We start from the raw sequence: 24,512 nt of genomic DNA, 5'->3' as shown, positions 1-24,512 counted from the left end.
CTCCTGTAGGAGCTGCCGCAGGCTGCGATCTTTTGATTTTCAGATCCACCCACCCCACTGCAACAAAAAGATCCCGATGTTGGTAGTCACCGCAGCCATCAGCGTGGTGATCACGATGATCGCCGCCGCCAGTTCATGATTGCCATCGGCCGCCCGGGCCATGACGAAACTGGCCGCGGCGGTCGGGCTGCCGAAGTACAGAAACAGAATCCCCAACTCCGCACCACGAAAACCCCACAGCCACGCACCGAGCGTCGCCAGAATCGGCAGGCCGAGCATTTTCACCAGGCTTGAACTAAGCGCCATCGAACCGCTTTTGCGCATCGCCGCCAGCGACAGCGTGCCGCCGATGCAGATCAACGCCAGCGGCAAAGTGGTTTGCGCCAGATACTGGCCGGACGTCTCCAGCCATCCCGGCAGGCCGATTTTGAAGTACGCAAACGGTGCCGCCGCAATCACGCTGATGATCAACGGATTGACCATGACGCTTTTGCAGATGCTCCACGGATCAGACTTGATCACCGGGCTGTACACCGCCAGCACAATAGTCGAGAGCGTGTTGTAGAACAGGATCACCAGCGCCGCGAGAATCGCCCCGAGGGAAATCCCGTAATCGCCGTACATACTGGCCGCCAGTGCCAAGCCAATCACGCCGTTGTTACCGCGAAAGGCACCCTGAGTGTAGATTCCGCGGTCTTCGCGCGGGCACTTGAAAATCGCCCAGCCCCAGGCAATGGCAAAGCACACCAGGGTCGCGAGGGAGAAATAAATCAGCAGCGCCGGTTGCAGCGCGGCGTGCAGGTCGGCATGCAGGATGCCCAGAAACAGCAACGCCGGCATGGTGACGTTGAACACCAGGGACGACGCGGTGTGGATGAAGTTGTCGTTGATCCAGTCGATGCGTTTGAGCAAAACCCCGAGAAACAGCATGGCGAACACCGGTGCGGTGATGTTCAGGGTTTCGAGGAAAATTGCCAGCATGCCGGGAGGACCTTGGGGTGGGCGTCGTTAGGGGGCTAATGATAAGCCACTGAGAACTTCGGCGCCTGCCAGATCGCCATCGCTGGCAAGCCAGCTCCCACAGTGATCTTCAGTGTTCACACCATTTGTGCAACAAAGAAGCCCTCTGTGGGAGCTGGCTTGCCAGCGATAAACGATAACGCGGTCTTACGTGATCGGCGCCGGATTGAACAAGGTGATGTCGTTATGCAGCTTGTGCTTTTCCGCCCACGTCTGCTGCTTGCCGCTGGCCACGTCCAGGTAGTAGTGGAACAACTCCCAGCCAAGCTCCTCGATGGAAGCGCGCCCGGTAGCGATTCGGCCCGCGTCGATGTCGATCAGGTCCGGCCAGCGTTGCGCCAGTTCGGTCCGGGTCGACACCTTCACCACCGGCGCCATGGCCAAACCGTAAGGCGTGCCACGCCCGGTGGTGAACACGTGCAGGTTCATCCCGGCCGCCAGCTGCAACGTCCCGCAGACAAAGTCGCTGGCCGGGGTCGCGCAGAAGATCAGGCCTTTTTCCTTGAAGCGCTCGCCAGGACCGAGCACGCCGCTGATCGCGCTGCTGCCGGACTTGACGATCGAACCCAGCGACTTCTCGACAATGTTCGACAACCCGCCCTTCTTGTTGCCCGGCGTGGTGTTGGCGCTGCGATCCGCTTCACCCTTGGCGAGATAACGGTCGTACCAGTCCATTTCCCGTACCAGTTCCTGCGCGACTTCCTTGGTTTGCGCCCGAGAAGTCAGCAGGTAGATCGCGTCGCGCACTTCGGTGACTTCGGAAAACATCACCGTCGCGCCCGCGCGCAGCAACAGATCCGAGGCATAGCCCAGCGCCGGGTTGGCGGTGATGCCGGAGAACGCATCGCTGCCGCCGCACTGCATGCCGAGGATCAGCTCGGACGCCGGCACGGTTTCCCGGCGACGTTGATCGAGCTTCTTCAAACGGGTTTCGGCCAGTTCCATGATCTGTTCGATCATCTCGGTGAAACCGTGGCTGGAATCCTGCAGGCGGTACAGCCATGGCTCACTCAAGTCCACCGAGCTGTCGTTCTCATGCATCACCTGCCCGGCCTGCAATTTCTCGCAGCCCAGACTGATCACCAGAGCCTCGCCGCCCAGATTCGGGTTGCGCGCCAAATTGCGCACGGTGCGAATCGGGATGTACGCGTCCGTCGCGGTGATCGCCACGCCACAGCCGTAGCTGTGGGTCAGCGCCACTACGTCATCGACGTGCGGGTACTTGGGCAGCAACTCGTCCTTGATGCGCTTGACCGCGTGATCCAGCACGCCGGTGACGCACTGCACAGTGGTGGTAATACCGAGAATGTTGCGCGTGCCAACGGTGCCGTCGGCATTGCGATAACCCTCGAAGGTGAAGCCTTCCAGCGGTGCTGGCGCGGCCGGCACTTCGGTGGACAGCGGCAAGCTATCCAACGGTGGCGCGGTCGGCATGCGCAGTTGATCTTCCTTGACCCAACTGCCGCGTGGAATCGGCTGCAAGGCGTAGCCAATGACCTGGCCGTAACGAATCACCTGGCCACCCTCGGGAATGTCTTCCAGGGTGACCTTGTGGCTCTGTGGCACGAAGTCCACGGTGACCAGGCCATCCGCAAACTCGGTACCGGCCGGGACGCCCTGATCATTGACCACGATCACCACGTTGTCCCGCTCGTGCAGGCGGATGTAGCGCGGCGAGTCGGAATGTTCAATCAACTGCATGACGCCGCTCCTCAGGAATGCGCTTGAGACAATTTGTTGTTGGTTTCAGGACCGTTGACCGGTGGCTCTTTGAGCACCACACGCTTGATCGGACCAACGATGACCAGATAGCTGAACACCGCGACCAGTGCGTTGCAACCGACGAATACCAACGCCCATTTGAACGAACCGGTGGAGCTGATGATGTAGCCGATCACGATCGGGGTGGTGATCGAAGCGATGTTACCGAAGGTGTTGAACAAGCCACCGCTCAGACCGGCGATCTGCTTCGGCGAAGTATCGGACACCACGGCCCAGCCCAATGCGCCCACGCCTTTGCCGAAGAATGCGAGGGCCATGAAGCCGACGACCATCCATTCAACATCCACGTAGTTACAGGCCACAATGCTGCTGGAAACCAACAGGCCAGCAATAATCGGCGCCTTGCGGGCGAAGGTCAGTGTATGGCCTTTGCGCAGCAGGTAGTCGGAGATTACCCCGCCCAGCACACCACCAATGAAGCCGCAGATCGCCGGCAACGAGGCGATGAAACCGGCCTTGAGGATGGTCATGCCGCGTTCTTGCACCAGGTACACCGGGAACCAGGTCAGGAAGAAGTAGGTGATGCCGTTGATGCAGTATTGGCCCAGGTACACGCCGAGCATCATGCGGTTGGTCAGCAGCTGACGAATGTAGTCCCATTTCGGGCCATCGGCTTTTTTGCCTTTGCCCTTGTCCTGGTCCATGTCGACCATGCCGCCGTTGTCGGCGATGTGCTTGAACTCGGCATCGTTGATCATCGGGTGCTGGCGCGGGCTGTAGATCACTTTCAACCAGATGCCGGAGAAGATGATGCCGATCACGCCCATGACGATGAACACGTGCTGCCAGCCGAAGCTGTAGACGATCCAGCCCATCAGCGGTGCGAACAACACGGTGGCAAAGTATTGCGCTGAGTTGAAGATCGCCGAGGCGGTGCCGCGTTCAGCGGTCGGGAACCAGGCCGCCACGATACGTGCGTTGCCGGGGAAGGATGGCGCTTCGGCCAGGCCTACCAGGAAGCGCAGCATGAACAGCGCAACCACGGCCGTGGACATGCCGAACTCGCCGACATAACCCTGCAGCACGGTGAACAGCGACCAGGTGAAGATGCTCAGTGCGTAGATTTTTTTCGAACCAAAACGGTCCAGCAACCAGCCACCGGGAATTTGCCCGGCCACGTAGGCCCAACCGAATGCGGAGAAGATATAGCCGAGGGTAACGGCGTCGATGCCGAGGTCTTTTTGCAGGCTGGAGCCGGCGATTGCGATGGTAGCCCGGTCGGCGTAGTTGATCGTGGTCACCAGAAACAGCATGAGCAGGATCAAATAGCGGACGTGAGTCGGCTTCTGGGTCGATTGCATGTAGATGTACTCCCACAAATTATTTTTATGCGCGGGTGAATCTTTGGATATTCCCTGTAGGAGCTGTCGAGTGAAACGAGGCTGCGATCTTTTGATCTTTAAAAGCAAAGATCGCAGCCTGCGGCAGCTCCTACAGGGGTATTGCGGTGAATCAACCGATGTAGGAGGTCTTCACGACCGTGTAGAACTCTTGCGCATAGCGACCTTGCTCACGTGATCCATAGGATGAACCTTTACGGCCACCGAACGGAACGTGGTAATCCACGCCGGCGGTCGGCAGGTTGACCATCACCATCCCGGCCTGGGAGTGGCGCTTGAAGTGGTTGGCGTACTTCAAGGACGTGGTAGCGATGCCCGCCGACAGACCGAATTCGGTGTCGTTGGCCATGGCCAGGGCAGCTTCGTAATCGGCCACGCGGACGATGTTGGCCACTGGGCCAAAGATCTCTTCCTGGCTGATACGCATCGACGCTTCGCTGTCGGCAAACAGGGTTGGCGCGAGGAAATAACCCTCGGTATCGCAGGTCACCAGACCACCGCCGCTGACCAGACGTGCACCTTCGGACTGGCCGATGTCGATGTACTTCATGTCCTGTTCAAGCTGGGCCTGGGAAACCACCGGGCCGATGTCGGTGCCGGCTTTCAGCGCGTGGCCGACCTTAATCGACTTCATGCGCTCGGCCATGGCTTCAACGAACTTGTCGTGAATCCCGGCAGTAACGATGAAGCGGCTCGACGCCGTGCAACGCTGACCGGTGGAGTAGAACGCGCTCTGCACCGACAACTCGACCGCTTGCTTGAGGTCAGCGTCGTCGAGAATGACCTGCGGGTTCTTGCCGCCCATTTCCAACTGGACTTTGGCCTGACGCGACACGCAGCTGACGGCGATCTGACGACCAACGCCCACGGAACCGGTGAAGCTGATACCGTCGACTTTCGGGCTGTGCACCAGTGCATCGCCCACCACACGACCGCTGCCCATGACCAGATTGAACACGCCGGCCGGGAAGCCTGCGCGGGAGATGATTTCCGCCAGCGCCCAGGCGCAACCCGGCACCAGGTCAGCAGGCTTGAGCACGACGCAGTTGCCGTAGGCCAGGGCCGGGGCGATTTTCCACGAAGGAATGGCAATCGGGAAGTTCCACGGGGTGATCAGACCAACCACGCCCAAGGCTTCGCGAGTGACTTCGACGTTGACGCCCGGACGCACCGACGGCAGATAGTCGCCGGACAGACGCAGGCATTCACCGGCGAAGAACTTGAAGATGTTGCCGGCGCGGGTCACTTCGCCGATGGCTTCGGGTAGGGTCTTGCCCTCTTCGCGAGCCAGCAGGGTGCCGAGTTCTTCGCGACGGGCAAGGATTTCAGTGCCGACTTTATCCAGCGAATCATGACGCGCCTGAATGCCGGAAGTGGACCACGCCGGGAATGCGGCACGGGCAGCATCGATGGCGGCGTTGACCTGAGCCAGGTCAGCCTTGGCGTAGTCGCCGATGGTGTCGCTCAGCTCGGACGGGTTGATGTTGGCCGAGTAATCGCCACCGGCAACCCATTCACCATTGATGTAGTTATCGAAACGCTTTGCATCTGCCACTTTGAGATCTCCTCACGCAAAAGGCCGCTGATTGCTCAGCGGCCTTACTTAAACGGATGTGTTACTGCGCACCCTGCTTGTCGATCAGCGCGGCGAGCATTTCGTACTCTTCGCCAGTCAGATCGGTCAGCGGTGCCCGCACAGGGCCTGCGTCATAGCCGGCAATTTTTGCCCCGGCCTTGACGATGCTCACTGCATAGCCAGACTTGCGGTTGCGGATGTCCAGGTACGGCAGGAAGAAGTCGTCGATGATCTTGCCGACGGTGGCGTGATCTTCGCGAGCGATCGCGTGGTAGAAGTCCATCGCGGTTTTCGGGATGAAGTTGAACACCGCCGAGGAGTAAACCGGTACGCCCAGCGCCTTGTAGGCAGCGGCGTAGACTTCAGCGGTCGGCAAGCCGCCCAGGTAGCTGAAACGATCACCGAGGCGGCGACGGATCGACACCATCAACTCGATATCGCCCAGGCCATCCTTGTAGCCGATCAGGTTAGGGCAGCGCTCGGCCAGACGTTCCAGCAGCGGCGCGGTCAGGCGGCAGACGTTACGGTTGTAGACCACGACGCCGATGTTGACCGATTTGCACACGGCTTCAACGTGGGCGGCAACGCCGTCCTGGCTGGCTTCGGTCAGGTAGTGCGGCAGCAGCAACAGGCCTTTGGCGCCCAGACGTTCGGCTTCCTGCGCGTACTCGATGGCTTGACGGGTCGAACCGCCCACGCCGGCCAGGATTGGCACGCTGGTGGCGCAAGTGTCGACGGCAGTCTTGATGATTTCCGAATATTCGCTGGCCGCCAGAGAGAAGAACTCACCGGTGCCGCCTGCGGCGAACAGAGCCGAGGCGCCGTATGGGGCCAGCCATTCGAGACGTTTGATGTAGCCAGCGCGGTTGAAATCGCCCTGTGCATTGAAATCGGTAACCGGGAAAGACAGCAGACCGGAAGAGAGGATGGACTTCAGTTCTTGTGGATTCATTATTCGAACACCCTGAGTTGCGACGTTTGTGTGAAATGACTGTTCAGCCTGCGCTGAAGTTGTAGGTCATCGTACAACTTAAAATACAACCGTCAACTGCATTTCATCGCTGGGGGTGAAAATTGTTCGACAAGAAACGCTGTGAATCAGATTTTTAGCGGGTTTCAGCGGAGGGAGGAGAGTTGCGAGCGCCGTGATAAACGGTAGTTTGAGAGATACGTTGTCGGAAGATTTGGGATAACTGCAGATTTGTTTTATGGCTTACGGCCCTATCGCGAGCAAGCTCGCTCCCACAGGGATCTTCAGTGTGGCGAGATCCACTGTGGAGCCAGCCTGCTAGCGATACCGGTAATTCAGGTGATAGATGACGCAGGGCGGATTGCTTATCCGCGCTGCGCCTCAGCCTCTTCATGCGCATGACGCAACCGCTCACGGCTGTTGGTCAGGTGCAATCTCATGGCCGCACGCGCCGCATCGGAATCCTGGCGGGCGATGGCGTCGTAGATTTCTTCGTGCTCACGGCTCAGGCGATTCATGTAGTGCTGCTGATCGTCATGGGCCAACCGCGCGGAGTTGAGACGGGTGCGCGGAATGATGCTGGTGCCCAGGTGCGTCATGATGTCAGTGAAGTAGCGGTTGCCGGTCGACAGCGCAATCTGCAGGTGGAACTGGAAGTCCGACGCCACGGCATCGCTGGCGTGGGAGACGCTTTCGTTCAGTGCATCCAGCGCCGCACGCATCAACGCCAACTGCTCGGAACTGCGACGTTGGGCGGCAAGGCCGGCGGATTCCACTTCGAGGCTGATGCGCAATTCCAGAATCGCCAGCACATCACGCAAGGTCACCACGGTTGCCGGGTCGATGCGGAAACCACTTGGGCTCGGCGTATCCAGCACGAAAGTGCCGATGCCGTGGCGGGTTTCCACCTGCCCTGCCGCCTGCAAACGGGAGATCGCTTCGCGCACCACCGTGCGGCTGACGCCATGGGCATCCATGATCGCCGACTCGGTGGGCAACTTGTCGCCACGCTTGAGGTGACCGTCGCGGATCTGCTCGGACAGCACCGTCACCAGTTCCTGAGCGAGGCTGCGGCGCTTGCGAGGTAGGCGTGGTGCGTCGTTCAGGTTTTCCATGGTGAACATCTGTCTCGAAAAGTTCGGCTGCTGAAACCGCATCATAGCGCAACGCGGTTGTACGATCACCAGTGACCACTATCCCCTGTGGGAGCGAGCTTGCTCGCGATGACAATCTGTCAGGCAACATCGTCGTTGAATGTCAGTCAGCCATCGCGAGCAAGCTCGCTCCCACAGTTTTTTTCATTGTTTATGCGGTCACGGTCTGGTCCACCAAATGGCCGTTCTCGATCCGCACATGCCGTGGATGGAAGCGCTTGAGACTGCTGCGATGCCCGACGCTGACAATGCTCAGTCCCGGCAACTCATCGATCAGCGCCTGGTACAGCGACGCCTCATCCTCTTCGTCCATCGCCGAAGTCGCTTCGTCCATGTACAGCCATTGCGGCGCATACAGCAGCGCGCGGGCAAAGGCCAGGCGTTGCTGCTCACCCGGCGAGAGCATGCGCTGCCAGTGGTTGGCTTCGTCGAGACGCCCCACCAGATGCGGCAAGCGGCAGGTTTCCAGGACGTGTGCGTAACGCTCGTTAGGATACGTATCGCCGGCCTGTGGATAACTCAGCGCCTCACGCAATGTGCCGATCGGCAAATACGGTTTTTGCGGCAGGAAAAGATACCGCGCCGCCGGCAGGCGAATGCTGCCGTGGCCTGCGGGCCACAAGTGCCCCATCGCCCGCAACAGCGTCGACTTGCCGCTGCCGGAACGGCCGCTGAGCATCACGCGCTCGCCCTCTTCCACGGTCAAGTCGGCATTGGTCAGCAAGTGACGGCCGTCAGCGAGATCCAGGCCAAGGTTGTGCATCTTCAAGGCCGAGCCCGTGTTCTGCACGTCGATGGCCGGTGCGCGCTCCTCGTTGTCGGTCATGGCCTGACGGAAGCTGAGCAGACGATCGCAGGTGGCACGCCATGAAGCGAGGCTTTGATAGGCACTGATAAACCAGCTGAAACTTTCCTGCACGTTGCCGAACGCCGAGCTGATTTGCATCAACTCACCGAGTTCGATCTTGCCCGAGAGGTAACGCGGCGCAGCCACGATGAACGGGAAAATGATGGCCGCCTGGCTGTAACCGGCGGTGAAGAACGTCAAGCGCTTGGACACCTTCATGATGTCCCAGAAGTTATGCCAGACCATACCGAAGCGGCCGCTCAACCGGCGGTTTTCGTTCGGTTCGCCGTTGTACAACGCGATGCTTTCGGCATTCTCACGAATCCGCACCATGGAGAAACGCAGGTCGGCTTCGAAGCGCTGTTGTTGGTTGTTCAGGCCGATCAAGCGACGACCGATCAAATGCGTCAACCAGCTGCCGACCACCGCGTAAACCAGCACGCACCAGAACATGTAGCCGGGAATGGTAATACCGAAGACTTCGATACTGCCCGACACGCCCCACAGAATGATCGAGAACGACACCAGGCTGACGATATTGCGCAGCAGCCCGATACCCAGTTCGAGGGTGTTGGAGGTGAAGTTGTTGAGGTCTTCGGAAATCCGCTGGTCCGGGTTATCGGTGTAACCGCCCTGCTCCAGCTTGTAGTAATTCTTGTCACTGAGCCAACGGGAAAAATGCTTTTCAGTGAGCCAGGCCCGCCAGCGAATCGTCAACATCTGAGTGAGGTAGAGGCGGTACACCGCGCCGACAATCGCCACCGCCGCAATTGCGCAGAAGTACAGAATCAGCCGCCAGAATGCAGCTTCGTCCTTCTGTTGCAGCGCGTTGTAGAAATCCTTGTACCAGGTGTTGAACCACACCGAGATCCCCACGCTGATCAGCGACAGCGCAATCACCGCGATCAACAGCGTCCAGGCCTTGACCTTCTCTTCACTCTGCCAATAAGGCGTGATCATCGCCCACACTTTGCGAAAAAACTGCCCGCGCACAGCATCGTTGACCGCGGAGTACTCAGCGTTCTGATTCATGGATAAGGCTCGATAGAGAAAAGTACACGCACGAACCGATCATAGATGATCGGTCCGGTTTGTCGCGAGGAGCGGCCCGCATTCGTTCAGCGCAGGTTCAGCGGCGAACGGGGCGTTTCTGCAGTTTGCGCTGCAGCGTGCGGCGGTGCATGCCCAGGGCGCGGGCAGTGGCGGAGATGTTGCCTTCGTGCTCGGTCAGCACGCGCTGGATGTGTTCCCACTGCAAGCGGTCCACGGACATCGGGTTTTCCGGCACCAGGCTGTCGAGGTCGGCGTGTTCGGACAGCAGCGCGGCCAATACGTCGTCGGCGTCGGCCGGTTTGCACAGGTAGTTGCAGGCGCCGCGCTTGATCGCTTCGACGGCGGTGGCAATGCTCGAATAACCGGTGAGGATCACCACGCGCATTTCCGGGTCCATTTCCAGCAACTTGGGCAGCAGCACCAGGCCCGAGTCGCCGTCCATTTTCAGGTCCAGTGCGGCGTAATCCGGCAGATCAGCCTGAGCCAGCGCCAGGCCTTCTTCGGCGGAACCGGCCGTGCTCACACGGAAACCCCGGCGAGCCATGGCGCGGGCCATCACGCGGGTAAAGGTCGCGTCATCGTCGACCAGCAGCAAATGCGGCAGCTCTTCGCCTTCGACTTGGATTTCGTCACTCATGTTCGTCTCCTCGGGCGCCGTGAGGCAGGCGCAGCTCGGTGAGCGTGCCGCCTTCTTCATGACTATAGAGTTTCACTGAGCCGCCGGCGCGTGTCACGCTGGCCTTGCTCAAAAACAGGCCCAGGCCGAAGCCTTTGCCCTTGGTGGTAAAAAACGGCTTGCCGATCTGCTCGGCAATGGCCAGCGGCACACCGGCACCGTGGTCGCGGATGCTGATGGTCAAATCCTCGGCGTTCCAGTCCAGGGTCACTTGCAGACCCTCGGGACAGGCGTCCGCCGCGTTGTTCAGCAAATTCAGCAACGCCTGGGTCAGGTCCGGCGGTGGTGCCATGCGCGGCACGGTGCCCTGGCCGAGGCGCTGAAAGCGATAGCTGGCTTCCGGGCGCATCAGGTGCCAGCGATTGAGCGCTTCGTCGAGCCAGTCGGTGACGTCCTGCATCTCCACCGCCAACCGGCGATTGGCCTCGGCGGCGCGCACCAGTTGCTGCAACGTCTCTTTACACAGCTTGACCTGATCCTGCAGCACGCTCAGGTCGTCCTGCAACATCGGGTCGTGATGGTCCTGACGCATCTCCTTGAGCAGCACGCTCATGGTTGCCAGCGGCGTGCCCAGTTCATGGGCGGCGCCTGCTGCTTGCGTGGCCACGGCCAACAGCTGCTGATCACGCAGGCCTTCTTCGCGACGGATCGCTCGCAGCTCTTCCTGACGGCGCAGCTCTTCAGCCATGCGCGCGGCGAAGAAAGTGATCACCGCCGCCGCAAGCGCGAAGCTCAACCACATCCCGTACACCTGCAGGTTTTCCCGGGCGATCGGGAAGGTTTGCAGCGGATAGAAGCGCGCCAGCAGCAAGGTGTACATCGTCAGCGCGATGCCCGACAAAATCACCGAATAACGCCACGGCAATGTCACGGCGGCGATGGTCAGCGGCACCAGGTAATAAGAGACGAAGGGGTTGGTCGAACCGCCGGAGAAATACAGCAAGGCACTGTGGATAAACAGGTCGCAGGCCAGTTGCACGGCGTATTCAAGCTCGGTGACCGGCCACGAAGTGCGCAGTCGAATCGCCGTGAACGCACACAGCAGCATCGAGCAACCAAGGGTCGCGGCCAGTTGGAACCAGGGCAGCGGTAGCAATTCGAGCCAGTAGGCCAGGCCCACGGAACCGGCTTGGGCGGCCAGCACCAAAGTACGGATGAAAGTCAGCCGCCAGAGGTTCTGGCGAGTGGCGGAAGTGATTTGAACGGGGGCGAGCATGAGCTCTCCTGATGAGCGCTCCAGGCGGATCGCAGGGAGTATAACCAAGCGGCGCCTTCAGAAGCGAAAGTGCGGCAAACGACCACATGCCAAAGAAGGTTTGCTGCGCCTGTGTGGCCGCCATCGCGGGCAAGCCTTGCTCCTACAGGCCCGCGTCGTAAATCAATCCTTTGACCGAATCAGAACTGTAGGAGCAAGGCTTGCCCGCGATTGACCGCGCAGCGGTCACCTTCGATCTGTATAGAAGTTGTAACTGTGCGAACCGGATCATTAAAGCTAGAGTCTGATGGTTTCACGCAGGCTCGGACAAAAACCTGCGCACCACTTTAGGAGCTTTCATGCACACATTCCGCCGCAGCGCCGCCCTTCTCGCCCTGAGCGTTGGCACCGTCGCCAGCCTCCCGGCCCTGGCTGCCGACGAGCTTCATTACAACCAGATTTCCCTGCGCGCCGAAGTCAGCCAGGAAGTGGCTCGCGACCTGATGATCGTGACCCTGTACACCGAAGAGCAAAACACCGACCCGGCCAAACTCGCCGCCGACGTCAGCACCACCATGAACAAGGCGCTGGCCCAGGCCAAGCAAGTCAAGGACATCACCCTGCGCCAGGGCAGCCGTAACAGCTACCCGATCTACGACGCCAAGGGCCAGAAAATCACTGGCTGGCGTGAACGCGCCGAGTTGCGCCTGGAAAGCACCGATTTCGCCGCACTGTCGAAGCTGACCGGCGAACTGCTCACCGACCTGAAGATGGGCGGCATGGACTTCGCCATCGCCACGCCAACCCGCAAGGCCAGTGAAGACACCCTGCTCAAGGAAGCCGTGAGCGCCTTCAAGGCTCGCGCGCAACTGGCGACCGACGCACTGGGTGGCAAGGGCTACAAAATCGTCAATCTGAACTTCAACAGCAACGGCTACCCGCAGCCCTATATGCGCGCGCCGATGATGATGAAAGCTGCGAGCATGGACGGCGCTGCCCCGGTGACCCCGGAAGTGGAAGCCGGTACCAGCCAGGTCAGCATGACGGCTGACGGTTCGATTGAAGTGCTGATGCCTTAATCGGTAACCCGCAGGCGAAAAAAGGCGATCACTCCGGTGGTCGCCTTTTTTTTTGCAAACTGCGTCTATGCTGATTCTGGAAACGGACAGGAATACCCCTGAAAAACGACATCAGTTGCACTTGGTACAACTGCCGACCTTCGACCAAAACGAGTGCAACAATAACCACTCCCATTTAACCCCTACCCACCCCCACAGGACGGGGTATAAATAGGTAACACCCCGCCCCACGCGCGGGCAGCCCCACGCTTTAATGCACCATAAAAGTGCGACGATTGCACTGCAAAAACGCCGCGCAAACGGTCAAATGCGTCAAAAATTATACATATGCGACATTAAGGTACGTTCGTGCCACCGTTTAAGACCTGTAGTCGCTCAAGATCTTGCATTGGGTATGCCCCCTGCATAAGTATCCGCAGGCACGACTCACGAGGTCGTCCTCAAAATTAAAAAATGACAACAAATCATGAGGCCACCATGCTTAAACAAGCGGTCATTCCGTTTTTAGTCGGCGCTAGCTTGTTAGCCGCCGCACCGTTCGCTCAAGCTGCGACCAATCTGGTGTTCTGCTCCGAAGGGAGCCCGGCCGGTTTCGATCCAGGTCAATACACCACCGGAACCGACTTCGACGCCTCTGCAGAAACCATGTTCAACCGCCTGACTCAGTTCGAGCGCGGCGGCACCGCCGTTATTCCTGGCCTGGCGACCAGCTGGGACGTCTCTGATGACGGCCTGACGTACACCTTCCACCTGCGTGATGGTGTCAAGTTCCACACCACCCCGTACTTCAAGCCGACTCGTGATTTCAACGCCGACGACGTGCTGTTCACCTTTAATCGCATGATTAACAAGGATGATCCGTTCCGTAAGGCGTACCCGACCGAATTCCCGTACTTCACCGACATGGGGATGGATACCAACATCACCAAGATCGATAAAGTCGACGACAAGACCGTCAAGTTCACTCTGAAAGAAGTTGATGCTGCGTTCATCCAGAACATGGCCATGAGCTTCGCCTCCGTCCAGTCCGCCGAGTACGCTGCCCAGTTGCTCAAGGAAGGCAAGGCTGCCGACATCAACCAGAAGCCGATCGGCACTGGTCCGTTCGTGTTCAAGAGCTACCAGAAAGACTCCAACATCCGCTACACCGGGAACAAGGACTACTGGAAGCCTGATGACGTGAAGATCGACAACCTGATCTTCGCCATCACCACCGACCCGTCGGTACGTATCCAGAAGCTGAAAAAGGGCGAGTGCCAGATCACACTGTTCCCTCGCCCGGCCGACCTGAAGGCGCTGCGCGAAGACAAGGCCCTGAAGCTGCCTGACCAGGCCGGCTTCAACTTGGGTTACATCGCCTACAACGTGATGCCGCAGCTCAAGGGTCAAACCGTTCCAAACCCGCTGGCCGATCTGAAAGTGCGTCAAGCGCTGGATATGGCGGTCAACAAGCCACAGATCATCGAATCTGTCTATCAGGGCGCAGGCCAACTGGCTGTCAACGCCATGCCGCCAACCCAGTGGTCCTACGACACCACGATCAAGGATGCCAAATACGATCCTGAGAAAGCCAAGGCGCTACTCAAGGAAGCTGGCGTCAAAGAGGGCACCGAAATCGTTCTGTGGGCGATGCCGGTACAACGTCCGTACAACCCGAACGCCAAGCTGATGGCTGAGATGCTGCAGTCCGACTGGAAGAAGATCGGCCTGAACGTCAAAATCCAGAGCTACGAATGGGGCGAGTACATCAAACGCGCCAAAGGCGGCGAACAGCAAGCAATGCTGATTGGCTGGAGCGGCGACAATGGTGATCCGGACAACTGGCTGAACGTGCTGTTCGGTTGCGATTCGCTGAGCGGCAACAACTTCTCCAAATGGTGCGATCCGAAGTTTGATGGCATCGTCAAAGAAGCCAAGCGTACCTCTGACCAGGCCAAGCGCACCGAACTGTACAAGCAGGCGCAACACGTCCTCAAAGACGCTGCTCCATACACACCTATCGCTCACTCGACGGTGTTCCAACCCATGCGTGCCGAAGTGCAGGACTTCAAGATCAGCCCGTTTGGCTTGAACTCCTTCTACGGCGTCAGCGTCAGCAAATAAGATCGGGTAACGGCGACGTCCTGGACGTCGCCGTTACTTTATCGACCGAGAAAGCAGGAATTCGCCTACATCCAAATCGTCTGCTGACTACAGCAGTCCGTTAGGACGTGTCGTCTTTTCCTACGAGTCTGTAAGGCTCTTCGCATGTACTGCCGGACCCACGGACTATACCGTCGGGATCCGACCAGCTCATGCGTGGGCTATCGGTTTTGCTGCACGTCATGGCTTGAAACCAATGAGGCCTCCACGTCCCCGAGCGGGACGAAGGCCCATTGCCAAAACACTGAACAAGAGAGAGCGTCATGCGCCATACCTTGGTTTTATCCGCTTTGCTGGGCACCGGTCTGTTGGCCGCCACCTCCATGAGCCAGGCCGCCAATAACAGCCTGGTGTTCTGCTCCGAAGGCAGCCCCGCCGGTTTCGACACGGCGCAGTACACGACCGCGACCGACAACGACGCCGCCGAGCCGCTGTACAACCGACTGGCAGAGTTTGAAAAAGGCGCGACCAATGTCGTACCGGGTCTGGCCACGAGTTGGGATATTTCCGAAGACGGCCTCAAGTACACCTTTCACCTGCGCCCAGGCGTGAAGTTTCATACAACCAAGTACTTCACACCGACCCGCGACTTCAATGCCGATGACGTGCTGTTCACGTTCAACCGCATGCTCGATCCGCAACAACCTTTCCGTAAGGCCTACCCGACGGAGTTCCCCTACTTCAACGGCATGAGCCTGAACAAGAACATTGCCAAGGTCGAAAAGACCGGGCCGTTGACCGTGGTCATGACGCTTAACAGCGTGGACGCCGCGTTCATCCAGAACATCGCCATGAGCTTCGCCGCGATCCTCTCCGCCGAGTACGCCGACAAGCTGCTGGCCGAAGGCAAGCCGAGCGACATCAACCAGAAGCCGATCGGCACCGGGCCGTTCGTGTTCAAGAGCTACCAGAAAGACTCGAACATCCGTTACACCGGCAACAAGCACTACTGGGACCCGAGCCGCGTGAAGCTCGACAACCTGATTTTCGCCATCAACACCGACGCTTCGGTGCGGGTGCAGAAACTCAAAGCCGACGAGTGCCAGATCACCTTGCACCCACGCCCGGCCGATGTCACTGCGCTGAAGAACGACCCAAAACTGCAACTGATCGAGAAGCCAGGCTTCAACCTCGGCTACATCGCCTACAACGTGCGCCACAAGCCGTTCGACCAGCTCGAAGTGCGCCAGGCGCTCGACATGGCGGTGAACAAGCAAGGCATTCTCAACGCCGTTTACCAGGGCGCGGGGCAACTGGCGGTCAACGCCATGCCACCGACCCAATGGTCCTACGACGAGACCATCAAGGACGCCGCCTACAACCCGGAAAAAGCCAAGGAACTGCTCAAGGCTGCCGGCGTGAAAGAAGGTACCGAAATCACCCTGTGGGCCATGCCCGTCCAACGCCCGTACAACCCGAACGCCAAGTTGATGGCCGAGATGCTCCAGGCTGACTGGGCGAAGATCGGCCTCAAGGTCAAGATCGTCAGCTACGAATGGGGCGAGTACATCAAGCGCACCAAGAACGGCGAGCACGACATCAGCCTGATCGGCTGGACCGGTGACAACGGTGACCCGGACAACTGGCTCGGCACGCTGTACAGCTGCGACGCCATTGGCGGCAACAACTACTCCATGTGGTGTGATCCGGCTTACGACAAGCTGATCAAGCAGGCCAAAGTCGTGACCGACCGCGACCAGCGCACCCTGCTCTACAAACAGGCGCAGCAGTACCTCAAACAGCAGGTGCCGATCACGCCGGTCGCCCACTCGACGGTCAACCAGCCGTTGAGCGCCAAAATCGAAGGGTTCAAAGTCAGCCCGTTCGGTCGCAACGTGTTCTCGGGTGTCAGCATCGAAAAATAAAACCGTGTAGCTAAAACGCTGGGGGCGCATTGCGCCCTCACGCAAGCGTATTGCCGTAATTCGCCCACAAGGCTTACAGCAAACGTTTGCGATGCGTGAAATGAGTTCTAAACCAAAAGCCGGACACCAAAAAAGACCGGCATAAAAAAAGAAAGTAAGGAGCTTTACCCATGAAACTGAGCAGCACCGCGATACTGGCGTTAGCCATCAGCAGCATCACCGCCGGGGCCCATGCTGAAAGCGTCAGCCAGGATTTCGTTCCGACTCAACTGGCAAGTACCAATTCCCAATCGGAAGCCAAAGGTTTTATCGATGGCCAGAGCCTGTCGGGTACTACCCGTAACTGGTACGCCAACGAAGACAAGCAGCGCGGCGGCGTCTTCAAGTACGAGCGGCACGGTGAAGAACTGAACGGCTCGCGTCGAATCAACTGGGTTCAGGGCACCATCCTGAACTACACCTCGGGCTTCACCCAAGGCACTGTCGGCTTCAGCACTGAAGTCGCCGCGTACAACGCGATTGCTCTGGATCGCAGCCGCGAAGACATCAAGGGCGGCTCCAACCGCACCCTCGCCCACTCCAACGGCGATGCCGTGGATCAGTGGAGCAAACTGGGTCTGGCCAATGTCAAGGCACGTGTCTCCAACACCACCCTGACCGCCGGCCGCATGAATTTCAGCAGCCCGATTGTCGACGTTATCGGCAACCGTCCGCTGCCTTCGAGCTTTGAAGGTGTAGCGATCCACAGCGAAGAATTCGACAATCTGTCGTTCGACCTGGCCACCTTCGACCGTGTGTCACCACGTACCGAACAGAGCCTGTCGAAATTCCGCACCGAATACTCCAACATCAACGCCGAAACCGACCACGTAAACACAGCGGGTCTGAACTACGCGCCGCTGAAAAGCCTGCAAACCAGCCTGTACGCGACCCAGGCTGAAGACTTCTGGAACCAGTACTACTTCGGCGCCACTCACCAACTGGGCGACAGTTCGGTACTGAGCCTGACCACCGGCCTGAACTACTACAAAACCGTCGACGAAGGCAAAAAGTTGATGGGTGAGATCGACAACGACACCTACTCCCTGTCGTTCGGCCTGACTCACCAGGCTCACACTGTCACTTTCTCGTACCAGGAAGTGAACGGTAACGAGTACTTCGACTACCTGCACGAAACCAACGGCATCTACCTGGCCAACTCCCTGCTGTCGGACTTCAACGGTCCGAATGAGAAATCCTTCCAGATCGCTTACGGCCTCAACATGGCCGAATACGGCGTGCCAGGCCTGAAATTCAATATCTACCAGGCTCGCGGCTGGGGCATCGACGGTACTCACTACACCGGCACCGCCTACGACGTTAAGAACATGGACGGCGAGCACCACTACGAATACGGCATCGGTTCTACGTACGCCGTGCAGAGCGGCCCGCTCAAGGCCACGACTATCCGCGCGACCTACACCACCCACCGCGCCAGCGAAAACCAGGCCGACGGCAGCATCAACGAGTTCCGTCTCGTGACTACTGTTCCGTTCAACATTCTGTAATGCATGTGCCGAACGGCGGATTCAGTGATGAATCGGCCGTTCGGTTTTTGTCCTTTAACCGATTGCAGAGGGTTCTTGATGAAAATGCTTCCCCTACGTGCGGCCATCGCGGCTGCGTTGCTCAGTGTCGCTGTCGGTGTCTCGGCCAAACCCCTGGTGGTTTGTACCGAAAACAGCCCCGAAGGCTTCGACATGGTCCAGTACACGACTGCAGTCACAGCCGATGCGGTGGCCGAAACCATCTTCAATCGCCTGGCAGACTTCAAGCCCGGTACCACCGAAGTGATTCCGGCACTGGCCGAGTCCTGGGACATCAGCGAAGACGGCCTGAGCTACACGTTCCATCTACGTAAAGGCGTCAAGTTTCACACCACCGAATACTTCAAGCCGACCCGCGACATGAATGCCGACGACGTGGTCTGGAGCTTCCAGCGTCAGCTGGACCCGAATCATCCGTGGCACAAACTGTCGAGCGTGGGCTTCCCGTACTTTGAAAGCATGGGCTTCAAAGAACTGCTCAAGAGCGTCGAGAAAGTCGACGACAACACGGTCAAGTTCACTCTGACCCGTCGTGAAGCGCCGTTCCTGGCGGACATCGCCATGGCCTTCTCGTCGATCTACTCCGCCGAGTACGCCGATCAGTTGCTCAAGGCCAACAAGGCCGGCGACCTGAACAACAAGCCGGTCGGCACTGGCCCGTTCGTCTTCCAGCGCTACAACAAGGACGCCCAGGTTCGTTTCAAGGCCAACCCGGATTACTTCCGCGGCAAGCCTCCGGCTGATGCGCTGATCCTGGCCATCGCCACCGACAACAACGTGCGCCTGCAGAAGCTAAAGGCCAACGAGTGCCAGGTCGCGCTGTACCCGAAGCCGGATGACATCCCGAGCATCAAGAAAGACGACAAGCTGAAAGTCGATGAACTGAATGCGATGACCGTCGCGTACATCGCCATCAACACCACGCACAAGTACCTGAGCGATGTTCGGGTGCGCAAAGCCATCGACATCGCCTTCGACAAGGAAGCGGCTGTCAACGCGCTGTTCGGCAAGGGCAACGCGACCGCGGCAGTCAACCCGTTCCCCGATACACTGCTGGGCTACAACCACAGTCTGAAGAACCCGCCCCGTGACTTGGACAAGGCCCGCGCCCTGCTCAAGGAAGCCGGCGTACCGGAAGGCACCACCTTCACCCTGTTCACCCGCAACGGAGGCGGTGCAACCAACCCGAACCCGATGCTTGGCGCGCAGATGATGCAAGCCGACCTGGCCAAGGTCGGGATCAAGATCGACATCCGCGTGATGGAATGGGGCGAAATGCTCAAGCGCGCGAAAAACGGCGAGCACGACATGGTTTCCGCCGGATGGGCGGGCGACAACGGCGACCCGGATAACTTCCTGACGCCTATGCTCAGTTGCGAAGCCGCGAAGAACGGCGAAAACTATGCACGCTGGTGCAATGACAAATTCCAGGCCCTGATCGATCAGGCCCGCGAAAAAACCGACCCGGCCGAGCGTGCTGCACTGTACGAACAGGCCCAGGTTATTTTTAACCAGGACCAGCCATGGATCAGCATGGCACACACTAGAATGTTCACCGCAATGCGCAACAACGTAGAGGGTTATCACATTAGCCCCCTCACCACGAATAACTTCGCCACCACCCAGGTGAAGTAAATAAGAAAACTCCCGGCGTGCCTGACCCAGGCATGCCGGGCACGCCTAACCGGCTGATGAGGTACAACACACGATGTTTAGTTTTATTGCCCGCCGACTGGGGTTACTGATCCCCACGTTCTTCGGCATCACCCTGCTGACTTTCGCGTTGATTCGCATGATCCCTGGCGACCCCGTGGAAGTCATGATGGGAGAACGTAGGGTCGATCCCGAAATGCACGCTCAGGCAATGGAACGCCTAGGTCTGAACAAACCCCTGTATGCCCAGTACCTGGATTACATCGGCAAACTGGCCCACGGCGATCTCGGGGAATCCCTGCGTACCCGTGAAAGTGTCTGGACCGAGTTCACCTCCCTCTTCCCCGCGACCCTGGAACTGTCCATGGCCGCGCTGTTGTTCGCCGGTATCCTGGGCCTTCTGGCCGGGGTGATCGCGGCACTCAAGCGAGGATCCCTGTTCGACCACGGGGTGATGGGCATCTCCCTCGCGGGATACTCGATGCCGATCTTCTGGTGGGGCCTGATCCTGATCATGTTCTTCTCGGTATCCCTGGGCTGGACCCCGGTGTCCGGGCGGATCGACCTGCTCTACGACATCGAGCCGCGCACCGGCTTCATGCTGATCGATACGTTGCTGGCCGATGACGTCGGCGCGTTCTTCGATGCGCTGCACCACCTGATCCTGCCGGCCATCGTGCTCGGCACCATCCCGCTGGCGGTGATCGCGCGGATGACCCGTTCGTCGATGCTCGAAGTGCTGCGCGAGGACTACATCCGTACCGCCCGCGCCAAAGGCCTGTCGCCGTCGCGCGTGGTGTTCGTGCACGGTCTGCGTAACGCGCTGATTCCGGTACTGACGGTGGTCGGCCTGCAAGTCGGCACCCTGCTGGCCGGTGCGGTCCTGACCGAAACCATCTTCTCCTGGCCGGGCATCGGCAAATGGCTGATCGAAGCCATCGGCGCCCGGGACTACCCAGTCGTACAAAACGGCATCCTGTTAATCGCCTGCCTGGTGATTCTGGTCAACTTCGTAGTGGACATCCTCTACGGCTTTGCCAACCCACGCATCCGTCATCAGCGCTGAGGTCAATAACCATGAGCACTCCAACATCCTCAGTAGCCACCGCCGCCTCCGCCGTGGATCAAAGCCTGCTGTATCCGTCGCCGTACAAAGAATTCTGGCAAGCGTTTTCCAAGAACAAAGGCGCCGTTGCCGGCCTGATGTTCATGCTGCTGGTGATTTTCTGCGCCATCTTCGCCCCGTGGGTTGCCCCCCATGATCCGAGCGAGCAGTACCGTGACTTCCTGCTGACCCCGCCAGCCTGGCTGGAAGGTGGGCAGATCCAGTTCCTGCTCGGCACCGATGAACTGGGTCGCGACCTGCTGTCGCGCCTGATCCAGGGTTCGCGCCTGTCGCTGCTGATCGGCTTGTCGTCGGTGGTGATGTCGCTGATCCCGGGGATCCTGCTGGGTCTGTTCGCCGGTTTCTTCCCGAAAGCGGTCGGCCCGACCATCATGCGTCTGATGGACATCATGCTGGCCCTGCCGTCGCTGCTGCTGGCCGTGGCGATCGTCGCCATCCTCGGCCCTGGCCTGATCAACACCGTGATCGCGATCGCCGTGGTGTCCCTGCCGTCCTACGTTCGTCTGACCCGCGCTGCGGTGATGGGCGAGCTGAACCGCGACTACGTGACCGCCGCGCGCCTGGCCGGTGCCGGTCTGCCACGCCTGATGTTCGTGACTGTGCTGCCTAACTGCATGGCACCACTGATCGTTCAGGCAACCCTGAGCTTCTCCTCGGCAATTCTCGATGCCGCCGCACTGGGCTTCCTCGGCCTTGGCGTACAACCGCCAACCCCTGAGTGGGGCACCATGCTGGCCTCGGCCCGCGACTACATCGAACGCGCCTGGTGGGTAGTCAGTCTGCCTGGTTTGACCATTTTGCTCAGCGTGCTGGCAATCAACTTGATGGGTGACGGCCTGCGCGACGCGCTGGACCCGAAACTCAAGAACGCCGCCTGAGGAGATTCCAATGTCACTGTTAGAAATCAAGAATCTCAACGTTCGCTTCGGCGACAAGAACGCTACGCCCGTGGTCGATGGCCTCGACCTGAAAGTCGACAAAGGCGAAGTGCTGGCCATCGTTGGCGAGTCGGGTTCGGGTAAATCCGTGACCATGATGGCGCTGATGGGCCTGATCGAGCATCCCGGCATCGTTACCGCTGACTCGCTCAGCTTCGACGGCAAGGACATGCTCAAGCTGAGCAACCGGCAGCGTCGGCAAATCGTCGGCAAAGACCTGTCGATGGTCTTCCAGGACCCGATGACCGCGCTGAACCCGAGCTACACCGTCGGTTTCCAGATCGAAGAAGTGCTGCGCCTGCACCTGAAAATGTCCGGCAAGGCAGCGCGCAAGCGTGCCATCGAACTGCTGGAAAAAGTTGAGATCCCGGGCGCGGCCAGCCGTATGGACGCCTACCCGCATCAACTGTCCGGCGGCATGAGCCAGCGCGTTGCGATTGCCATGGCGATTGCTGGCGAACCAAAACTGCTGATCGCCGACGAACCGACCACGGCTCTCGACGTAACGATCCAGGCGCAGATCATGGACCTGCTGCTGGCGTTGCAGAAAGAGCAGAACATGGGCCTGGTGCTGATCACCCACGACCTCGCCGTCGTGGCTGAAACCGCCCAGCGCGTGTGCGTGATGTACGCAGGCCAGGCCGTCGAAGTCGGTCAGGTGCCACAGTTGTTCGACATTCCGGCGCACCCGTACAGCGAAGCATTGCTCAAGGCGATTCCGGAACACAGCCAGGGTGCCGCGCGCCTGTCGACCCTGCCGGGCATCGTTCCCGGTCGCTACGACCGTCCGCAGGGTTGCCTGCTGTCGCCGCGCTGTCCGTACGTGCAGGACAACTGCCGCTCGCAGCGGCCGGCCCTTGACCCGAAAAGCAACAGCCTCGCCCGCTGCTTCTACCCGCTGAACCAGGAGGTGGCGTAATGGCCGTCGTACTTACCGCCCGCGACCTGACCCGTCACTACGAAGTGTCCCGTGGCATGTTCAAGGGTCACGCCACCGTACGCGCCCTCAACGGTGTGTCGTTTGAACTGGAAGCCGGCAAGACCCTCGCTGTCGTAGGCGAATCGGGTTGTGGCAAGTCCACCCTGGCCCGCGCCCTGACCCTGATCGAAGAGCCGTCTTCGGGCTCCTTGAAAATCGCCGGCCAGGAAGTCGCCGGTGCCGACAAGGCTCAGCGCAAGCAATTGCGCAAAGACGTGCAGATGGTGTTCCAGAGCCCTTACGCTTCGTTGAACCCACGACAAAAAGTCGGCGACCAGTTGGCTGAGCCGCTGCTGATCAACACCAACTTGTCGGCCTCCGAACGTCGCGAGAAAGTCCAGGCGATGATGAAGCAGGTGGGCTTGCGTCCTGAGCACTACCAGCGTTATCCGCACATGTTCTCCGGCGGTCAGCGCCAGCGGATCGCCCTGGCCCGAGCAATGATGCTCCAGCCTAAAGTGCTGGTCGCGGATGAGCCGACCTCGGCGCTGGACGTATCGATTCAGGCACAGGTGCTGAACCTGTTCATGGACCTGCAGCAAGAGTTCAACACTGCCTACGTGTTCATCTCCCACAACCTGGCGGTGGTGCAACACGTTGCCGATGACGTGATGGTGATGTATCTCGGTCGCCCAGTGGAAATGGGACCGAAGAACGACATCTACGAGCGCCCTCTGCACCCGTACACCCAGGCACTGTTGTCGGCTACACCGACGATTCACCCGGACCCGAACAAACCGAAAATCAAGATCGTCGGCGAGTTACCCAACCCGCTGAACCCGCCACCCGGCTGCGCGTTCCACAAGCGTTGCCCGTACGCTACCGAGCGTTGCAGCACTGAAGAACCGGCCCTGCGCCTGCTCGACAGTCGTCAGGTGGCTTGCCACTACGCCGAGCAGTTCCTCGACGGCGCGGCATAACAATGTGGGAGCCAGCCTGCTGGCGATAGCGGCATACCCGTCAACATTTCTGTTTACAGGCAAACCGCAATCGCCAGCAGGCTAGCTCCCACAGAGAGTTGTGTTAATTGAACCCCTTCCATTTCAGGAGGAAGGGGTTTTATTTTGTCTGTGATTTACGTCTGGCTATCGCCTTCGTCGGAGTCATCGGAGTCCGGTTCGTCGGTGGTCGAGTCATCGTCGCCCTCAGCGCCACCCTGCCCTTTGTCGCCCGGCTCGGATTCAGACTTGGCGATCATCAGTTCGCCATGCGTCCCCTGCCCGCTGGAAGCCTGAGTCTCATGCTCCTCACACTCGGCCCAGACCGCCGAGCTACCGAGGGTCAACATCACCAACACCTTCATCATCAATAAAACACGGAGCAATCTGTTCATGGCCGAATCCATCCTGTCGTAGAGAGCCTGTCTGGCGCTGATTGAAATCTAGTTCCGATCAACGGGGTTCTCCAGATAGGACGCAAATGAACGGACAGAAATGCCCTGGATGTAGAGATTGGTTTTGAATAATGGTTATGCCGAAAAGATCAAAAGATCGCAGCCTTCGGCAGCTCCTTGTATCTCGACTATCGCTCC

General features: G+C 59.3%; 19 protein-coding genes. 9 read left to right on the top strand and 10 right to left on the bottom strand.

Features of this window, described 5'->3' with window-relative positions; translation table 11 throughout:
- Positions 1-39 precede the first annotated feature (39 nt).
- From ACW9JC_RS17710 to ACW9JC_RS17670, 9 genes are all read right to left on the bottom strand, one after another.
- On the bottom strand, positions 40-981 hold the full coding sequence (locus tag ACW9JC_RS17710) for an AEC family transporter (RefSeq protein WP_338584688.1): 942 nt from the start codon (positions 979-981) through the stop codon (positions 40-42).
- Positions 982-1,167: 186 nt separating this feature from the next.
- Positions 1,168-2,721, bottom strand: a complete 1,554-nt coding sequence (gene garD / locus ACW9JC_RS17705; protein WP_457456439.1) for a galactarate dehydratase — start codon at positions 2,719-2,721, stop codon at positions 1,168-1,170.
- A gap of 11 nt (positions 2,722-2,732) precedes the next feature.
- Positions 2,733-4,103: an MFS transporter gene (locus ACW9JC_RS17700; RefSeq protein ID WP_338584685.1), complete on the bottom strand. Its 1,371-nt coding sequence runs from the start codon at positions 4,101-4,103 to the stop codon at positions 2,733-2,735.
- Positions 4,104-4,254: 151 nt separating this feature from the next.
- Positions 4,255-5,697, bottom strand: coding sequence for an aldehyde dehydrogenase family protein (locus tag ACW9JC_RS17695; RefSeq protein WP_416127867.1), 1,443 nt, complete (start codon positions 5,695-5,697; stop codon positions 4,255-4,257).
- Positions 5,698-5,758: 61 nt separating this feature from the next.
- A complete protein-coding gene (gene kdgD, locus ACW9JC_RS17690) occupies positions 5,759-6,670 on the bottom strand; it encodes a 5-dehydro-4-deoxyglucarate dehydratase (protein ID WP_338584682.1) in 912 nt (303 codons plus the stop codon).
- A 383-nt stretch (positions 6,671-7,053) separates the two neighbouring features.
- On the bottom strand, positions 7,054-7,803 hold the full coding sequence (locus ACW9JC_RS17685; protein ID WP_338584681.1) for a FadR/GntR family transcriptional regulator: 750 nt from the start codon (positions 7,801-7,803) through the stop codon (positions 7,054-7,056).
- 190 nt (positions 7,804-7,993) lie between these two features.
- Positions 7,994-9,721 (bottom strand): ABC transporter ATP-binding protein/permease, encoded by a 1,728-nt coding sequence (locus tag ACW9JC_RS17680; protein ID WP_457456436.1) that lies wholly within the window; start codon positions 9,719-9,721, stop codon positions 7,994-7,996.
- 97 nt (positions 9,722-9,818) lie between these two features.
- Positions 9,819-10,379, bottom strand: coding sequence for a response regulator transcription factor (locus ACW9JC_RS17675; RefSeq protein WP_150703605.1), 561 nt, complete (start codon positions 10,377-10,379; stop codon positions 9,819-9,821).
- A complete protein-coding gene (locus tag ACW9JC_RS17670; RefSeq protein WP_416127870.1) occupies positions 10,372-11,634 on the bottom strand; it encodes an ATP-binding protein in 1,263 nt (420 codons plus the stop codon). The genes ACW9JC_RS17675 and ACW9JC_RS17670 overlap by 8 nt, the downstream gene beginning before the upstream one ends.
- Before the next feature lie 338 nt (positions 11,635-11,972).
- Between ACW9JC_RS17670 and ACW9JC_RS17665 the strand changes: the two genes are divergently transcribed.
- The 9 genes from ACW9JC_RS17665 (at position 11,973) to ACW9JC_RS17625 (ending at position 23,901) form a co-directional block, all read left to right on the top strand.
- Entirely contained in the window at positions 11,973-12,692 is a 720-nt protein-coding gene (locus ACW9JC_RS17665; RefSeq protein WP_448106319.1) for an SIMPL domain-containing protein, read from the top strand.
- A 477-nt stretch (positions 12,693-13,169) separates the two neighbouring features.
- The gene (locus ACW9JC_RS17660; protein ID WP_338584676.1) at positions 13,170-14,795 is read left to right on the top strand and encodes an ABC transporter substrate-binding protein; all 1,626 of its coding nucleotides are present in this window, start codon (positions 13,170-13,172) and stop codon (positions 14,793-14,795) included.
- Positions 14,796-15,097: 302 nt separating this feature from the next.
- Complete coding sequence (locus ACW9JC_RS17655) at positions 15,098-16,699, top strand: ABC transporter substrate-binding protein (protein WP_338584674.1); 1,602 nt, start codon at positions 15,098-15,100, stop codon at positions 16,697-16,699.
- 170 nt (positions 16,700-16,869) lie between these two features.
- Positions 16,870-18,246, top strand: coding sequence for an OprD family porin (locus tag ACW9JC_RS17650; protein ID WP_448106317.1), 1,377 nt, complete (start codon positions 16,870-16,872; stop codon positions 18,244-18,246).
- Positions 18,247-18,324: 78 nt separating this feature from the next.
- Positions 18,325-19,920: an ABC transporter substrate-binding protein gene (locus tag ACW9JC_RS17645; RefSeq protein ID WP_457456432.1), complete on the top strand. Its 1,596-nt coding sequence runs from the start codon at positions 18,325-18,327 to the stop codon at positions 19,918-19,920.
- Between the two features lie 73 nt (positions 19,921-19,993).
- Positions 19,994-21,004: an ABC transporter permease subunit gene (locus ACW9JC_RS17640; RefSeq protein ID WP_075947650.1), complete on the top strand. Its 1,011-nt coding sequence runs from the start codon at positions 19,994-19,996 to the stop codon at positions 21,002-21,004.
- Positions 21,005-21,015: 11 nt separating this feature from the next.
- Positions 21,016-21,942 carry an ABC transporter permease subunit gene (locus ACW9JC_RS17635; RefSeq protein ID WP_150703598.1) on the top strand — a complete coding sequence of 309 codons (927 nt, stop codon included), beginning with the start codon at positions 21,016-21,018 and terminating at the stop codon, positions 21,940-21,942.
- A gap of 10 nt (positions 21,943-21,952) precedes the next feature.
- Entirely contained in the window at positions 21,953-22,921 is a 969-nt protein-coding gene (locus ACW9JC_RS17630; RefSeq protein ID WP_338584671.1) for an ABC transporter ATP-binding protein, read from the top strand.
- Positions 22,921-23,901, top strand: coding sequence for a peptide ABC transporter ATP-binding protein (locus tag ACW9JC_RS17625; protein WP_103394126.1), 981 nt, complete (start codon positions 22,921-22,923; stop codon positions 23,899-23,901). Before ACW9JC_RS17630 ends, ACW9JC_RS17625 begins: the two co-directional genes overlap by 1 nt.
- Before the next feature lie 155 nt (positions 23,902-24,056).
- Here ACW9JC_RS17625 and ACW9JC_RS17620 read toward each other — a convergent pair whose 3' ends face one another.
- Positions 24,057-24,314 (bottom strand): hypothetical protein, encoded by a 258-nt coding sequence (locus ACW9JC_RS17620; RefSeq protein ID WP_457456429.1) that lies wholly within the window; start codon positions 24,312-24,314, stop codon positions 24,057-24,059.
- Between the last annotated feature and the right edge of the window lie 198 nt (positions 24,315-24,512).

The sequence above is a fragment of the Pseudomonas sp. SDO5591_S426 genome (genome assembly GCF_054070755.1).
Note: the sequence above shows the minus strand (reverse complement) of the source record. Positions and strands in the feature narration are given on the sequence as shown.

Coding starts and splice junctions, on each gene's coding strand:
- ACW9JC_RS17710 (WP_338584688.1), bottom strand. CDS start 981: ATGCTGGCAATTTTCCTCGAAACCCTGAACATCACCGCACCGGTGTTC.
- garD (WP_457456439.1), bottom strand. CDS start 2,721: ATGCAGTTGATTGAACATTCCGACTCGCCGCGCTACATCCGCCTGCAC.
- ACW9JC_RS17700 (WP_338584685.1), bottom strand. CDS start 4,103: ATGCAATCGACCCAGAAGCCGACTCACGTCCGCTATTTGATCCTGCTC.
- kdgD (WP_338584682.1), bottom strand. CDS start 6,670: ATGAATCCACAAGAACTGAAGTCCATCCTCTCTTCCGGTCTGCTGTCT.
- ACW9JC_RS17685 (WP_338584681.1), bottom strand. CDS start 7,803: ATGGAAAACCTGAACGACGCACCACGCCTACCTCGCAAGCGCCGCAGC.
- ACW9JC_RS17680 (WP_457456436.1), bottom strand. CDS start 9,721: ATGAATCAGAACGCTGAGTACTCCGCGGTCAACGATGCTGTGCGCGGG.
- ACW9JC_RS17675 (WP_150703605.1), bottom strand. CDS start 10,379: ATGAGTGACGAAATCCAAGTCGAAGGCGAAGAGCTGCCGCATTTGCTG.
- ACW9JC_RS17670 (WP_416127870.1), bottom strand. CDS start 11,634: ATGCTCGCCCCCGTTCAAATCACTTCCGCCACTCGCCAGAACCTCTGG.
- ACW9JC_RS17665 (WP_448106319.1), top strand. CDS start 11,973: ATGCACACATTCCGCCGCAGCGCCGCCCTTCTCGCCCTGAGCGTTGGC.
- ACW9JC_RS17660 (WP_338584676.1), top strand. CDS start 13,170: ATGCTTAAACAAGCGGTCATTCCGTTTTTAGTCGGCGCTAGCTTGTTA.
- ACW9JC_RS17655 (WP_338584674.1), top strand. CDS start 15,098: ATGCGCCATACCTTGGTTTTATCCGCTTTGCTGGGCACCGGTCTGTTG.
- ACW9JC_RS17650 (WP_448106317.1), top strand. CDS start 16,870: ATGAAACTGAGCAGCACCGCGATACTGGCGTTAGCCATCAGCAGCATC.
- ACW9JC_RS17645 (WP_457456432.1), top strand. CDS start 18,325: ATGAAAATGCTTCCCCTACGTGCGGCCATCGCGGCTGCGTTGCTCAGT.
- ACW9JC_RS17640 (WP_075947650.1), top strand. CDS start 19,994: ATGTTTAGTTTTATTGCCCGCCGACTGGGGTTACTGATCCCCACGTTC.
- ACW9JC_RS17635 (WP_150703598.1), top strand. CDS start 21,016: ATGAGCACTCCAACATCCTCAGTAGCCACCGCCGCCTCCGCCGTGGAT.
- ACW9JC_RS17630 (WP_338584671.1), top strand. CDS start 21,953: ATGTCACTGTTAGAAATCAAGAATCTCAACGTTCGCTTCGGCGACAAG.
- ACW9JC_RS17625 (WP_103394126.1), top strand. CDS start 22,921: ATGGCCGTCGTACTTACCGCCCGCGACCTGACCCGTCACTACGAAGTG.
- ACW9JC_RS17620 (WP_457456429.1), bottom strand. CDS start 24,314: ATGAACAGATTGCTCCGTGTTTTATTGATGATGAAGGTGTTGGTGATG.